The 14,434-nt window shown below is 63.8% G+C and carries 12 protein-coding genes; 6 read left to right on the top strand and 6 right to left on the bottom strand.

Annotated elements, in window-relative coordinates:
• Positions 1–277 precede the first annotated feature (277 nt).
• Complete coding sequence (locus JQ624_RS29740) at positions 278–739, bottom strand: Lrp/AsnC family transcriptional regulator (protein ID WP_212422469.1); 462 nt, start codon at positions 737–739, stop codon at positions 278–280.
• A gap of 137 nt (positions 740–876) precedes the next feature.
• On the opposite strand from JQ624_RS29740, the gene JQ624_RS29745 reads away from it, so the two are divergent.
• From JQ624_RS29745 to bla, 3 genes are all read left to right on the top strand, one after another.
• Entirely contained in the window at positions 877–3,243 is a 2,367-nt protein-coding gene (locus JQ624_RS29745; protein ID WP_212422470.1) for a transketolase, read from the top strand.
• Between the two features lie 280 nt (positions 3,244–3,523).
• Positions 3,524–4,954, top strand: coding sequence for an aldehyde dehydrogenase family protein (locus JQ624_RS29750; RefSeq protein ID WP_212422471.1), 1,431 nt, complete (start codon positions 3,524–3,526; stop codon positions 4,952–4,954).
• Positions 4,955–5,110: 156 nt separating this feature from the next.
• Positions 5,111–6,001, top strand: a complete 891-nt coding sequence (gene bla, locus JQ624_RS29755) for a subclass B3 metallo-beta-lactamase (protein WP_212422472.1) — start codon at positions 5,111–5,113, stop codon at positions 5,999–6,001.
• Positions 6,002–6,025: 24 nt separating this feature from the next.
• On the opposite strand, the gene JQ624_RS29760 is transcribed toward bla, so the two are convergent.
• Positions 6,026–6,994: an SMP-30/gluconolactonase/LRE family protein gene (locus JQ624_RS29760; protein ID WP_212422473.1), complete on the bottom strand. Its 969-nt coding sequence runs from the start codon at positions 6,992–6,994 to the stop codon at positions 6,026–6,028.
• Between the two features lie 94 nt (positions 6,995–7,088).
• Here JQ624_RS29760 and JQ624_RS29765 point away from each other — a divergent pair, with 94 nt between their 5' ends.
• A complete protein-coding gene (locus JQ624_RS29765) occupies positions 7,089–7,913 on the top strand; it encodes an NAD(P)-dependent oxidoreductase (protein ID WP_212422474.1) in 825 nt (274 codons plus the stop codon).
• Here the strand turns inward: JQ624_RS29765 and JQ624_RS29770 are convergent.
• Positions 7,910–8,602 (bottom strand): GntR family transcriptional regulator, encoded by a 693-nt coding sequence (locus JQ624_RS29770; RefSeq protein ID WP_212422475.1) that lies wholly within the window; start codon positions 8,600–8,602, stop codon positions 7,910–7,912. The genes JQ624_RS29765 and JQ624_RS29770 overlap by 4 nt on opposite strands.
• Positions 8,599–9,606, bottom strand: a complete 1,008-nt coding sequence (locus JQ624_RS29775) for a Gfo/Idh/MocA family protein (protein WP_212422476.1) — start codon at positions 9,604–9,606, stop codon at positions 8,599–8,601. Before JQ624_RS29775 ends, JQ624_RS29770 begins: the two co-directional genes overlap by 4 nt.
• A 168-nt stretch (positions 9,607–9,774) precedes the next feature.
• Here JQ624_RS29775 and JQ624_RS29780 point away from each other — a divergent pair, with 168 nt between their 5' ends.
• Entirely contained in the window at positions 9,775–11,481 is a 1,707-nt protein-coding gene (locus JQ624_RS29780; RefSeq protein ID WP_212422477.1) for an IlvD/Edd family dehydratase, read from the top strand.
• Positions 11,482–11,548: 67 nt separating this feature from the next.
• On the opposite strand, the gene JQ624_RS29785 is transcribed toward JQ624_RS29780, so the two are convergent.
• Both JQ624_RS29785 and JQ624_RS29790 read right to left on the bottom strand, forming a co-directional pair.
• Positions 11,549–12,121, bottom strand: coding sequence for a histidine phosphatase family protein (locus tag JQ624_RS29785; RefSeq protein WP_212422478.1), 573 nt, complete (start codon positions 12,119–12,121; stop codon positions 11,549–11,551).
• Between the two features lie 5 nt (positions 12,122–12,126).
• Positions 12,127–12,924 (bottom strand): enoyl-CoA hydratase/isomerase family protein, encoded by a 798-nt coding sequence (locus tag JQ624_RS29790; protein ID WP_212422479.1) that lies wholly within the window; start codon positions 12,922–12,924, stop codon positions 12,127–12,129.
• A gap of 270 nt (positions 12,925–13,194) precedes the next feature.
• On the opposite strand from JQ624_RS29790, the gene JQ624_RS29795 reads away from it, so the two are divergent.
• Positions 13,195–14,415 (top strand): NAD(P)/FAD-dependent oxidoreductase, encoded by a 1,221-nt coding sequence (locus JQ624_RS29795; RefSeq protein ID WP_212422480.1) that lies wholly within the window; start codon positions 13,195–13,197, stop codon positions 14,413–14,415.
• The last annotated feature ends 19 nt before the right edge of the window (positions 14,416–14,434 follow it).

Below are 14,434 nucleotides of genomic sequence, written 5' to 3' on the forward strand. Positions count from 1 at the left end.
TCGTGTGCACTTTTGTTTGCGCAAATCGCACGCGAGACCGCGGGTGCAGCAAGCACCCGGTCTTCCCTGCGCCCTCTGATTTGGAGGAGGGCAAACGAAGATGCAAACCTCGGGCGACCAGCGCCGCGAGAATGCGAAGTCATATTCAGTCGTCGTCACCCGCGAAGGCGGGCGACCCAGTATCCCAGAGGCAGCAGTGGTTGGACCGATAAGCCGCGGCGTACTGGATCCCCCGCATTCGCGGGGGATGACAGCCGTTGGGGTTGCGCAAAGTCTTCTACACTGGCAGTGCGATCGAATACTTCACCTGGCTCAGCGCAAAGCTCGACTCGATCGAGGCGATGCCGTCGAGCCGCGTCAGCTTGTTCTTCAGGAACGCTTCGTAGGAGGAGAGATCGGCGGCGACGACGCGCAGGAGATAGTCGCGGTTGCCGGTCATCAAATAGCATTCCAGCACCTCGTCCCATTTCGAAATCGCTTTCGCAAACCGGTTGAGGTCCTCTTCCTTCTGCCGCGCCAGCTTGATCGAGATGAAGACGCTGACATGGAGCCCCAACGATTTCTGATCGACGGTCGCGATGTAGCGCGTGATGACGCCGCGCTCTTCCAGGAGCTTGACGCGGCGGTGGCAGGGCGAGACGGACAAGCCGACCTTGTCGGCCAGCTCCTGCATGGTCATGCGGCTGTCGGTCTGCAGCAGGCTGAGGATCTTGCGGTCGATGGCATCGAGGGTAGGCATTGGGATGAACTCATGGTTTCGGGGCGCATTGTGGTAAATTATCCCAATATTGGGCGGTATGTCGCAGGAAATTGAGAATTTTGGCGCCCCACCGCCCGCTAAAATCGGCGCATAATGACCCTGTCCGGAGCATCGCCATGCCCATCGAGCCCGCACGCCTCGAACTATTGTCCGCGCTGGCGCGCAAGGTGTTATGGCTGTCGTCGTGGACGATCCATCACGCCAACCACGTCCGCTCCAACGCGGATGGGCTGAAGGTCGGCGGCCATCAGGCCTCGTCCGCCTCGCTCGCCAATATCATGTCGGCGCTGTATTTCTCCGTGCTTCGTCCGCAGGACCGTGTTGCGGTGAAGCCGCATGCGAGCCCGGTGTTTCACGCCATCCAGTATCTGTTCGGCCACCAGACCCGCGAGAAGCTGGAGAATTTCCGCGGCTACAAGGGCGCGCAATCCTATCCGTCGCGCACCAAGGATACCGATGACGTCGATTTCTCCACCGGCTCGGTCGGTCTCGGCGTCGCGCAAACCCTGTTCTCGTCGCTGGTGCAGGACTACGTCACCGCGCATGGCTGGATGAAGGACCGGCCCGAGGGGCGGATGATCGCGCTGGTCGGCGACGCCGAGATGGACGAGGGCAACATCTTCGAGGCGCTGCTGGAGGGATGGAAGCACGGGCTGCGCAACACCTGGTGGGTGGTCGATTACAACAGGCAGAGCCTCGATGCCGTCGTGCGCGAAGGGCTGTGGGCGAAGTTCGAATCCATGTTCCGCAATTTCGGCTGGGAGGTCGTGATCGTGAAATACGGCCGCCTGATGCAGGCGGCGTTCGCCGAGCCCGGCGGCGAGGCGCTCAAGCGCTGGATCGATAATTGCCCGAACCAGATGTATGCGGCGCTGTGCTTCCAGGGTGGCGCCGCCTTCCGCAAGCATCTGCAGGACGACATCGGCGATCAGGGGCAGGTGTCACAACTGATCGACCGGCGCAGCGACGACGAACTGCTGGCGCTGATGTCCAATCTCGGCGGCCACGACATGGCGAGCATGATCGAAGCTTTCGAGGCGATCGATCATGATCGCCCGGTCTGCTTCATCGCCTACACTATCAAGGGCGTGGGCCTGCCGATGCAGGGCCACAAGGACAACCACGCGGGCCTGATGACGGTTGCGCAGATGGAAAAGTGGCGTAGTGCGCAGAACATCCGCCCGGGCCATGAGTGGGAAAAGTTCGAAGGCCTGTCGCAGGCGCCGGCCGAGCTCGAAGCATTTTTGGCGGCAGCGCCGTTCAATCAGGAGGGCCGCCGTCGCCTGACCGCGCCCGCGATCGACGTTCCGCAACAGCTCACCTTCAAGCCGGCGGCGCAGATGTCGACGCAACAGGGCTTTGGGCTGGTGCTCAATGAACTCGCGCGCGGCGATACCGAACTGGCCGCGCGGATCGTCACCGCGTCGCCTGACGTCACCGTGTCGACCAATCTCGGCGCCTGGGTCAACCGCCGCGGGCTGTTCGCCAAGGCCGAGAACCACGACCTGTTCCGGCAGGAGAAGATCCCGTCCGCCTACACCTGGGAGTTCTCGCCGAAGGGGCAGCACCTCGAACTCGGCATCGCCGAGATGAACCTGTTCATCATGCTCTCGGCGCTGGGCCTGTCGCATCAGATCAACGGCGAGCGGCTGCTGCCGGTCGGCACGCTATACGATCCCTTCATCGAGCGCGGCCTCGATGCGCTGAATTACGCCTGCTACCAGGATGCCCGTTTCATGGTGGTGGCGACGCCGTCGGGCATCACGCTGGCGCCGGAAGGTGGTGCGCATCAATCGATCGCGACGCCCCTGATCGGCATGGCGCAGGACGGGTTGGCCTCGTTCGAACCGGCCTTTGTCGATGAACTTGCCGTGATCATGGGGTGGGGCTTCCGCCACATGCAGCGCGAAGGCCGCGAGGGCGGTTCGGTCTATTTGCGGCTCTCGACCCGCACGGTTGACCAGCCGCAGCGGATCATGGCGCCGGAGCTGCAACGGGACATCGCCGAGGGCGCCTACTGGCTGCGCGAGCCGGGGCCGAATTGCGACATCGTGATCGCCTATACCGGCGCGGTGGCGCCGGAGGCGATCGAGGCCACCGGCTTCATCGGCGAAAGCCACCGCGATGTCGGTTTACTGGCGGTAACCTCGGCCGACCGGCTGCATGGTGGATGGTCCGCCGCGCGGAATTTGCGGCGCGAGCGCCGTGGCATCCAGTATCTCAGCCATGTCGAAAAGCTGCTGGCGCCGTTGCCGCGTGACTGCGGCATCGTGACCGTGATCGACGGCCATCCGGCCGCGCTCGGCTGGCTCGGCAGTGTGCGCGGCCACCGCGCCGAGGCGCTCGGCGTCGAGCAGTTCGGCCAGACCGGAACAATCGGCGACCTCTATCGCCACTACGGCATCGACGCCAACGCCATCATCGACGCGGCGGAAAGCGTGACCATCGGGGCGCCGGTGCGGCACCGCAAGATGGCGGTGTGAGGAGGTATCTGCGGCCGTCATTCCGGGGCGCGACGAAGTCGCGAGCCCGGAATCTATCGTGAGACGGATATGCGGCTCGATGGATTCCGGGCTCGCGCGCTGCGCGCCCCGGAATGATGGCGGAGGAGCCTTGCCACCTCCACGCCGCTGTCCTTATATCCAGCGCCTGCCGCATCGCGGCACCCCGCATATGGCGGGTTCAACTGCCCCGGCTTTCGTGCAAGGATGCCTGCCGAACGCTTCCGTTCCCCTCCATTGCTCCGAGATAAAGAGGTTTCCGATGGTCAATCGCATGCAATTCTACATCGATGGCGCCTGGGTCGATCCCGCCGTCAAGAAGTCCACCCCCGTCGTCAATCCGGCGACCGAAGAAGCGATGTACGAAGTTGCGCTCGGCTCCAAGGCCGACGTCGACAAGGCCGTGGCCGCCGCCAAGCGCGCCTTCGTGACCTATTCGCAGACCAGCCGCGAGGAGCGCATTGCGCTCTTGGAAAAGATCATCGAGATCTACAAGGGCCGCATGAAGGACATCGGCGCCGCCGTGTCGGACGAAATGGGCGCGCCGCTGCCGATGGCCGAACGCCTGCAGGCCGGTGCCGGCCTTGGCCATATCGCCTCCACGCTGGAAGTGCTGAAGAACTATCATTTCGAGGAAAACGTCGGCACCGCCGTGGTCGTGCGCGAGCCGGTTGGCGTCGTCGGCATGATCACGCCATGGAACTGGCCGCTCAACCAGATCGCCTGCAAGGTCGCGCCCGCGCTGGCCGCCGGCTGCACCATGATCCTCAAGCCCTCGGAATTCACCCCGACCTCGGCGCTGATCTTCGCGGAAATCCTCCATGAAGCCGGCGTGCCGAAGGGCGTGTTCAACTTGATCAACGGCCTCGGCCCTGAAGTCGGCGCCGCGATGGCCGAGCATCCCGATATCGACATGATCTCGTTCACCGGTTCGACCCGCGCCGGCGTCGATGTCGCCAAGCGCGCCGCCCCGACCGTGAAGCGCGTCAGCCAGGAACTGGGCGGCAAGTCGCCGAACGTCATCCTCGAAGGCGCCGACCTCACCAAGGCGGTCACCGGCGGCGTGATGCACATGTTCAACAACTCCGGACAGTCCTGCAACGCCCCGTCGCGGATGATCGTGCCGCTGTCGAAGATGAAGGAAGTCGCCGCGATCGCCAAGGGCGTCGCCGACAAGACCAAGGCGGGCGATCCCCGCGCCGAGGGCACCACCATCGGCCCGGTCGTGTCGCGCATCCAGTGGGACAAGATCCAGGCGCTGATCAAGAAGGGCATCGACGAAGGCGCGACGCTGGTCGCCGGCGGTCCCGGCCTCCCCGAGGGCGTCAACAAGGGCTTCTATGTCCGCCCGACCATCTTCGCCGACGTCACCAACGACATGACGATTGCGCGGGAGGAAATCTTCGGACCGGTTCTGACGATCATCGGCGCCAAGGATGAAGCCGATGCGGTGAAGATCGCCAACGACACGCCCTATGGTCTCGCCGGATACGTCTCGGGCGATACGGTGGAGAGCGCGCGCCGCGTAGCCAAACAGATCCGCGCCGGCAATATCAACCTGCAGGGCGTGCCGAACGACCGCACCGCGCCGTTCGGCGGCTACAAGCAGTCCGGCAACGGCCGCGAGTGGGGCAAGTACGGCCTCGAGGAATATCTCGAGGTGAAGGCCGTCGCCGGCTACAACGCGGCGTAAATTGATGCGGCGCCCGCGCCGATCGTGAAAGATGCCGGCTGCCGAAAGGCGGCCGGCATTTTTTTGACCAGAATCATCGTCAAGCTGAAGCCAGCGTCAATGCGCAAGGCGACGCGGCGACGACGCAACAACGCAACAAGAAAGTGGAGGATGCCCGTGAAGAAAATCGTCGTTGCGCTTGTCACGCTGATGTCGCTTGCCGGAATGGTGCAGGCCCAGACCGTCAAGGATCTGCTCGAAACCCTCAAGGTCAAATGGAACACGCCAACCGAGCCGTTCAAGATGATCGGCAACGTCTATTATGTCGGAACCGACGGCCTGGCGTCCTACCTGATCACGTCGCCGCAAGGCCATATCCTGGTGGATACGGTGATGCCGGAAGCAACCTCGCAGATCAGAGCGAGCATCGAGAAGCTGGGCTTCAAGATCACCGACATCAAATACCTCGTTAACACCCACGCGCATATCGACCACACCGGCGGCCTTGCCGAATTGAAGCAGGCCAGCGGCGGCCAAATGATCGCCGGCGAAGCCGACAAGCCGTTGCTCGAAGGCGGCTATTATCCGGGCGCGCAGGAAGACACCGCGCTGGCGTTTCCGCCGGTGAAGGTCGATCGCACGGTGCGCGAAGGCGACACGGTTAAGGTGGGGGACGTGACGCTCACCGCCCGTGAAACCCCCGGCCATTCGCCCGGCTGCACGAGCTGGGAATTCTCCGTGAAGGATGGCGACGCAACGCGCTCCGTCCTCATCTTCTGCAGCGGCACCGTGGCGCTGAACCGCCTCGTCCCCAACCCGACCTATTCCGGAATCGTCTCTGATTATCGGAAAACATTCGCGCGGGCGAAGGACATGAAGGTGGACGTGCTGCTCGCGCCGCATCCAGAAATGTACAGGATGCAGGACAAGCGTGCCATGCTCTCGGATGGCGCGCCCAATCCGTTCGTCAATCCCGGCGAGTTCAATGCCTACGCCGCGACACTTGAGAAGGCGTTTGAAGACGCGCTGGTCAAGCAGACGGCCGCCGCACAGGAGAAGAAGGGGTAACCGGCGCGAAGGGCGCGTGCGGACTTATCCGCCGGGCGCGCCCTGCGTGTTCACATACAACGCGTAGATCGACTGACTCGCGGCCATGAACAGGCGGTTGCGCTTCAAGCCGCCGAAGCAGAGATTGGCGCACCGTTCGGGTAGCGCAATGCGGCCGATCATGACGCCATCGGGGGCGAACACCACCACGCCATCGAGCTCGGGATCGCCCATGCCCCAGCCGCACCACAGATTGCCGTCGATATCTATTCGAAAACCGTCCGGCGTGCCTGGTCCGGCATCGACAAACACGCGCTTGTTGGAAAGCTTGTCGCCGGAAGGCGAGACGTCATAGGCGAGAATCTTGCGGTTCGGCACGCCGCGGGACTCGATGACATAGAGAATTTTTTCGTCGGGCGAGAAGGCGAGCCCGTTCGGTCCCAGCACGCCCTCGGCGACGATGGTTGCTTTGCCGGTCGCGCCATCGATCCGGTAGACATTGGCGTCAATTTCGGGCTCGGCCTTGTAGCCCTCGTAATTGCCGAGCAGGCCGAACACCGGATCGGTAAACCAGATCGAGCCGTCGGATTTCACGACGACGTCGTTGGGAGAGTTGAGCCGCTTGCCGTCAAAGGAGTCCATCAGCACCGTGATCGATCCGTCATATTCGGTACGGGTGACGCGGCGCCCGCCGTGCTCGCAGGTGACCAGCCGTCCCTGCCGGTCGCGGGTGTTGCCATTGGCGAAGTTCGACGGCTTGCGGAAGATGCTGACCGCGCCGGTCTCATCCTCCCACTTGAGGATGCGCTGGTTCGGAATGTCGCTGCACAGGAGGTAGCGCCCGTCGCCGAACCACACCGGGCCCTCGGCCCAGCGCAGGCCGGTGGTCAGCCGCTCCACCGCCGACAGCTTCAGCCAATACTTCTCAAATCGCGGATCGAGGGCGCGGATGGCCGGATCGGGATAATAGGTGGCTGGGCGCCAGCCGGCTGAATGCAATGCTGCATCGGACATTTGCTGTTCTCGTTGTTGCGTTCCCTGAGCGTTTGAGTTTGCTATCATTCCCGGCTAATGACCGCAAATCGGTTGCAAGATTAAGAGGAACGAAATGCCACGCATACTGATGACCGGCGCCGCCGGCGGGATCGGCACATCATTGCGCAAGCTGCTGCCGCCGATCTATCCGGACCTGGTGCTGAGCGATCTGAAGGCGCCGGCCGATCTCGGCAAGGACGAGAAGTTCAAGGCGGCTGATCTGGCCGATCTCGCCCAGGTCGAGGCGATCTGCGAAGGCGTCGACGGCATCCTGCATTTCGGCGGCTATTCGATCGAAGGCCCCTGGGACCAGATCCTGCAGGCCAACATCATCGGCGGCTACAACCTGTTCGAGGCGGCGCGCAGGAAGGGCGTCAAGCGCGTGGTGTTCGCCTCGTCGAACCATGCGGTCGGCTTCTATCCGCGGCATCACCGGATCGGTACCGATGTCACCGCGCGCCCCGACAGCCGCTATGGCGTTAGCAAGGTATTCGGCGAAGCGGTCGGCGCGCTCTACGCCGACAAGCACGGGCTTGGCGTGACCTGCATCCGGATCGGCAATTTCGGCGAGATGCCGCTCGATCATCGCCGCCTGTCGATCTGGCTGAAGCCGGAAGACCTGGTGCAGCTCTGCCGCATCGGGCTCGATCATCCCGACATCCACTTCGAGCTATTCTACGGCGCCTCTCATAACGAGCGTGCCTGGTGGGACAACCATCGCGCCTACGAACTCGGCTACCGGCCGACCGGCCGGGGTGAAGATTTCCGCGAACATGCGATGGCCGAGCAGGCCAAGCTGAAGCCGGACCCGATCGGCGATTACTACCAGGGCGGCACGTTCTGCAGCATGGAGTTCGACGGCGACAAGGGCCGGATCGTGGACTGGAGCAAGCGCTAGTGCTTGCTCTCATCCCCCGCTATGCGGCCGAGATAGTCCGACTTGCTGAACTGCATGTGATCGACGCAGAGCTGCGCCAGCGCCCAGCTGTCACGGCCCTTCAACAGTTCGACCATCAATTCGTGCTGGCGGCGGGATAGCGCCAGCCCCTCCTTGTCGGCGAGATTCTTGGCGCGCATCGGCAGCGTCAGGTTCATGTAGTCCTGCAGCGAGCGGACCAGATACGGGTTTCCGCAGGCCGAGAACAGCGCGACGTGAAAGGCGTCGTTAGCCTCGTGGATACCGCGCAAATCCTGCGCGTCGGCCCTGGCGCAGTATTGCCGCTGTAATTCGTTCAACTGCGCGATCAGGCTGGCAGGGGCAGGCAGGGCGATCATCAGCGCCGCCTGCCGCGTCAGCATTTCCCGCACCTCGTAGATCTGGCGCACTTCGTCAGCCGAATAGAACCGCACCGTGGCGCCGATGTTTTTCTCGCGCAGCACGATGCCCTGGCGTTCGAGCTGGAACAGCGCCTGGCGCACGAAGTGCCGGCTGGCGCCGTAGCGCTGCATCAGCGTGTCCTCGACCAGCCGCGACCCCGGCGCGAAGCGTCCGAAGATGATGTCCTCCTCCAGCCGGCGGATGACCTCCGCCTGCTCCTCTTCACGCGTCGGCGCGGAAGTGTCGGTCAATGATTCCTGTGGCCTCATCGCAAAGCCTCCCAGCCCGACAGCCGATAGCAATCCTCGACCAGGCGCAAGGTCTCGAGATTGTCCTGCGGTGCCGTCTCGAAGGGCGTGACGTCGCGAAGCGATTTCACGAAATGCGCGATCGTCCGGTTATAGGAACCCTGATACTCGGCGGCGAGATCGTAGATGAGTTCGCCGGGTGATGCGCCCGAGCAGGTCAGCGATGGCCCGTCGAGCCTGATCGCGCCCGTGTCGCCGAGAATCTCCAGCCGGTCGACCTGAGCGGCCGGATGGCCGTGGGCGGCAAAGCTTGCAAAGACCGTAACGCCCGCACCGTTGCCGGTCCGAAGCTGGATCACCGCACCGTCTTCGCCGACGAGTTGCTCACTCGAGCGGGAGAGTTGCGCCGCGGTCACCTGCAGCGGCCCGAGCAGCATGCGCAGCGTATCGAGATGATGGATCAAGACTTCCGCGACGAGCATGCGCCGTTCACGGCGCATGAAGGGCTGCCGCTCCAGCGCCGGGCAGAGCCCATCCGATCCCGGCAGCACCCCCGATGTCAAAAGCGTCAGCTGTGCCTGCTTGACGTTGCCGATCCGGCCCTCGCGCAGCCACGCCGCGGCATCGCGGTAATAACCGCGGAACCGCCAGTTCTCATGCACCATCAGTCGCGTCGAACCCTCGACCTCGGCCGCGAGTTCGGCCGCCTCCTGCAGGTTGGGCGCGAGCGGCTTCTGGCAAAGCACGGGCAATCGCTTCGCGGCGGCGAGTCGCACCAGCGGCGCGTGCATCTCGCGGGGGGCGGCGATATCGATGGCGTCGAGCGCCACAGCGGCGAGCATCGCCTCGGCACTGGCGTAGGTCTGCGAAATTCCGAACTCGCTCGCGCGCCGCGAAGCATTTTCGCTGGAGGGATCGGCGACCGCCACGACGCGGGCTTGATCTGATATGCTCGCCCAGGCGACGAGATGATGACGGCTCACCATCCCAGCGCCGATCAGGCCAATGCGCAATGGATGATTCATGGGCGCGCGTTTCCGGTCATGGCCGGAAATCAGCACGCACCCGCTCTATTGTCAATAATGCTACGCATTATCCGGCAAAATGAGCCATTATAGGACTAGATAATCAAATATTGACAATAATTCGAAGGCCCCCTTTAGTGCCCATCCACGACGACAGGAAGTAAGAAAATGGCCGACGGACTTCGCAAGGGACTGACGAGTTATGGCGACGCTGGCTTCTCGCTGTTCCTGCGCAAGGCCTTCATCAAGGCGATGGGCTATTCGGATGATGCGCTGAACAGGCCGATCGTCGGCATCACCAATACCTATAGCGACTACAATCCCTGTCACGGCAACGTTCCGCAGATCATCGAAGCCGTGAAGCGCGGCGTGATGCTGACCGGCGCCATGCCGATGGTGTTTCCGACTATCTCGATCGCCGAGAGCTTTGCGTTTCCGACCTCGATGTATCTGCGTAATCTGATGGCGATGGACACCGAGGAGATGATCCGCGCGCAGCCGATGGACGCCGTGGTCGTGATCGGCGGGTGCGACAAGACCTTGCCGGCGCAGATCATGGCCGCGGTCAGCGCCGATCTGCCGACCGTCGTCATTCCGGTGGGGCCGATGGTGGTCGGGCATCACAAGGGCGAGGTGTTGGGGGCGTGCACGGATTGCCGGAGGCTGTGGGGAAAATATCGCGCCGGCGAAATTGACGACGTTGAAATCGAAGCCGTCAATGGCCGGTTGGCGCCGTCGGTCGGCACCTGCATGGTGATGGGCACCGCCAGCACCATGGCCTGCATTACCGAGGCGCTCGGTCTGTCGCTGCCGATGAGCGCGACGATCCCGGCGCCGCATGCCGAGCGTTTTCGCTCCGCCGAGGCGAGCGGCAGGGTGGCTGCTGCGATGGCTGTCGCGAAGGGTCCAAAGCCGAGTGAATTGCTGACCCCGGCCTCATTCCGGAACGCGCAGGTGGTGCTGCAGGCGATTGGCGGGTCGACCAACGGGCTCATCCATCTGACGGCAATCGCCAATCGCACCAGACACCGCATCGATCTCGAAGCATTCGACAATCTCGGCCGCGAGGTGCCCGTGCTGATCGACCTGAAACCGTCAGGCGAGCACTACATGGAGCATTTCCATCATGCCGGCGGCGTGCCCAAACTGATGGCGCAGCTTGGCGATCTCATCGACCTCGATGCTAAAACCATTACGGGGCAAACGCTACGCGATGTCGTAGCCGTCGCCGAAGAGGTGCCGGGACAGGACGCCATCCGTCCGCGCGACAATCCGATCAAGGCAGAAGGCGCGATGGCGGTGCTGCACGGCAACCTCGCGCCGCGCGGAGCTGTCATCAAGCAATCGGCGGCGAGTCCCAAACTGCTGCAGCATACGGGGCGTGCTGTGGTGTTCGAATCCGTCGAGGACATGACGCTGCGGGTCGATGATCCCGATCTCGACGTCAATGCCGACGACGTGCTGGTGCTGCGCAATGCCGGCCCCAAGGGTGCGCCCGGCATGCCGGAGGCGGGCTATCTGCCTATCCCGAAGAAACTCGCGCGCGGCGGCGTCAAGGACATGGTGCGGATATCGGATGCGCGCATGAGCGGCACCGCGTTCGGCACCATCGTGCTGCACATCACGCCGGAATCCGCCGTGGGCGGGCCGCTGGCGCTGGTGAAGAACGGCGACATGATCCGCCTTGATGTCGCGAAACGCAGCATCGATCTCCTGGTCGACGCGGCAGAGCTGGAGAAGCGTCGCGCGGCGCTTGCGCCGGCAACGATGCCGGATTGGGCGAAGCGCGGCTATGCGCACCTGTTCAACGAGACCATCCTGCAGGCCGACGAGGGTTGCGACTTCGATTTCATGCGCCGGCAGGGCAAGGACTAGGTCATGTCGTCCCTGCTCCCGTGCGCAATGGCGCACCGGGCAGGGACGACGTCGCGAGGGGGCGACGTTAACTCACCTCATCAACGCTCCACACGTCGCCCGTTCGCTCGAACCGGAAAGGCGTTCCGTGGCTGTTGTTGAACCACCGTCCGCGCAGCGCTTCCGACATCGCCTGCATCACCGCGTCGTGGCAGACGAACAGGACCATGGCCCGCGGATGGCGGTCGAGCCATCGGCTGACGCAGCTTAGTGCTCGTGCAGAGATCGACGGCCATGGCTCGCGATCCCCCGGCAGGACGGAAACGAGGTCTTCCACTGTCCTCAGGCCGTGCGCCTTCATCGTCTCCGCGATCGAAGCGCCCTCGAGGCTGCCGAAGTCGCACTCGATAATGCCGTCGTCGACCTCGAGCGGCTTGCCGGCCGCCGCGGCGATAATCTCGGCAGTCTGCCGCGCACGGACGAGCGGGCTGGCGACGACATGGTCGAATGAAAGCTTGCGTAGCCGATCGGCGGCCGCGTGCGCTTGCGAGATGCCTTCGTCGTTCAAGGGAACATCAGTGCGGCCCTGAAACCGGCCCTGCCGATTCCAGTCGGTGACGCCGTGGCGGAGGCAGAGGAAAGAGCGCGACGGCGTCGCCAATCGCTTCACTTCGACTTGCTGGTGAACTTCTTCACCGCGACGCGGAAGTCGTCGGTCTGCATGGCGCCGATGATCTTGGTTTCCTCGGCATCGAGTTGCTGCCTGGTCGGCGTAACCGCGGCCTGATAGACCAGCGATTTGGTGCCCGCGATGGCCGCCGGTGGGTTCTGCGCCAACCGTTCCGCGAATTTGCGCGTCTCTGCCTTTAGCTCCGCCGCCGGAACGACGCGGGCGACCAGGCCCCATTGATAGGCCTGCTGCGCGGTAAAACTGTCTTCGGCCAGAAATATCTGCAGCGCGCGGCGGGGGCCGACGGTGCCGACCATGCCGACCGTGCTGCCGCCATCCGGCGAGACGCCGATCTTGGCATAGGCTGGCGTGAAGCGGGCGTCGTCGGCGGCAATGCAGAGGTCGGTGACGAAGGCCAGCCCCATGCCGGCGCCGGCGGCGGAGCCGTGGACGCTGGAGAGAACGATCTTCGGCATCCGCCGCACCGTCTCGATAAAGGCGTGGTAGTGCTTCAGCAACTCGCCGACCACGGGCGCGATGGTGTCGTTGGCGGCGGCAGCGCCGATGGTCTGCAGATCGCCGCCGGCCGAGAAGGCGCGGCCTTCGCCTTCGATCACCAGCACACGGATATCGTCGTTGCCCTCGACCTCGGCGCCGAGTTGCTCGAGCTTTTGCGCGATCGACAGATTGATGGAATTGAAGGCTGCAGGCCGGTTCAGGGTGATGGTGGCAATCGGGCCCTCGATCCTGAGCAGGGCAGGTGCGGCGGCGGCGGTATCATCGGAGGTCGGCATGGCAAAGCCTCGGGGCGCGCGGATGGGCCGGGCATTTAAATGGAGAAGGCAAGAGGTGACAATCCCCGGTCAGGCCTGCAAAATACGATAAAGGCTGCCCTTATGGCCGCTGGCGCCCTTGCGTCTCTTCGCGCCATGAGGTCAGATAGGGCTTGTCATCGTTCGGGACGGACACGAGCGCCGCGCCCAGGGGACGAGACAGGCAAGCCAAAATCAGTGGAGAGGAAACGACATGGGTCATTCCCGTGCGCTCGAACGTAGGATGTTCCCATGACGGCGGGACCGGTTGTCATCATCGGCGCAGGCCATGCAGGCTTCCAGCTTGCGATGTCGCTGCGCCAGCACGGCTTTTCCGAACGCGTCGCGCTGTTGAACGACGAAGGCCATCTGCCGTACCAGCGGCCGCCGCTATCCAAGGCCTACCTGAAGGGGACCGGCGGACCCGACAGCCTGATGTTCCGTCCGGAAAAATTCTACTCCGACCAGAACATCGATCTGATCTCCGATCGCGCGGTGTCGATCGACCGCGCCGCGCGCAAGGTGTTGCTCGCCTCCGGCGCTTCGCTCGAATACGGCCACCTGGTGCTGGCGACCGGCGCGCGCAATCGCCTGCTCGATATTCCCAACGCCAATCTCGACAGCGTCCGCTACCTGCGGACGCTCGACGAAAGCCAGTCGTTGCGGGACTACATCGCTCCGGGTCAGCGCGTCATCGTGATCGGCGCCGGATTCATCGGCCTGGAATTCGCTGCGACCGCGCGGGCCAAGGGCCTCGAAGTCGACGTCATCGAGCTCGCGCCGCGGGTGATGGCGCGCGCGGTAACCGCGGAAATCTCGGAATATTTTCAATCGCGGCACACCGCGGCCGGTATCCGGATTCACCTCGGCGTGCAGGTCACGAGCATCGAGAGCGACGGCAGCAAGGTTACCGGGGTGAGCCTCAGCGACGGGCGGCATATCAAGGCCGATTTGATCGTGGTCGGCGTCGGCGTTTTGCCCAATGTCGAACTTGCGGCGGAGGCAGGGCTGAAGGTTGCGGCCGGAATTGTGGTCGACGAGCATTTGCTGACCTCCGATCCGAACATCTCGGCGATAGGCGATTGCGCGCTGTATGCGAGCCCGCGGTTCGGCGGCTCGCTGCGGCTGGAGTCGGTGCAGAACGCCACCGACCACGCGCGTTGCGTCGCGGCCCGGCTGACCGGCGATGCCAAGCCCTATGACGGCCTGCCCTGGTTCTGGAGCGATCAGGGCCCCGACAAGCTGCAGATGGTGGGACTGACCACCGGCTATGACCGCGTAGTGGTGCGTGGCGATCGCGCGCGGGGGGCGTTCTCCGCGTTCTGCTACAAATCCGGCCAACTCGTCGGCATCGAGTCCGTCAATCGCGCCGGCGACCACATGTTCGGACGGCGCCTGCTTGCCGCTCACGGGTCGATTACGCCCGAGCAGGCGGCCGATGCTGGCTTCGACCTGAAGAGTGCCCTGACTTAGAACGCGCACTGACTTAAAT

This window comes from Bradyrhizobium sp. AUGA SZCCT0283 (assembly GCF_018130385.1).
Classification (GTDB): Bacteria; Pseudomonadota; Alphaproteobacteria; order Rhizobiales; family Xanthobacteraceae; genus Bradyrhizobium.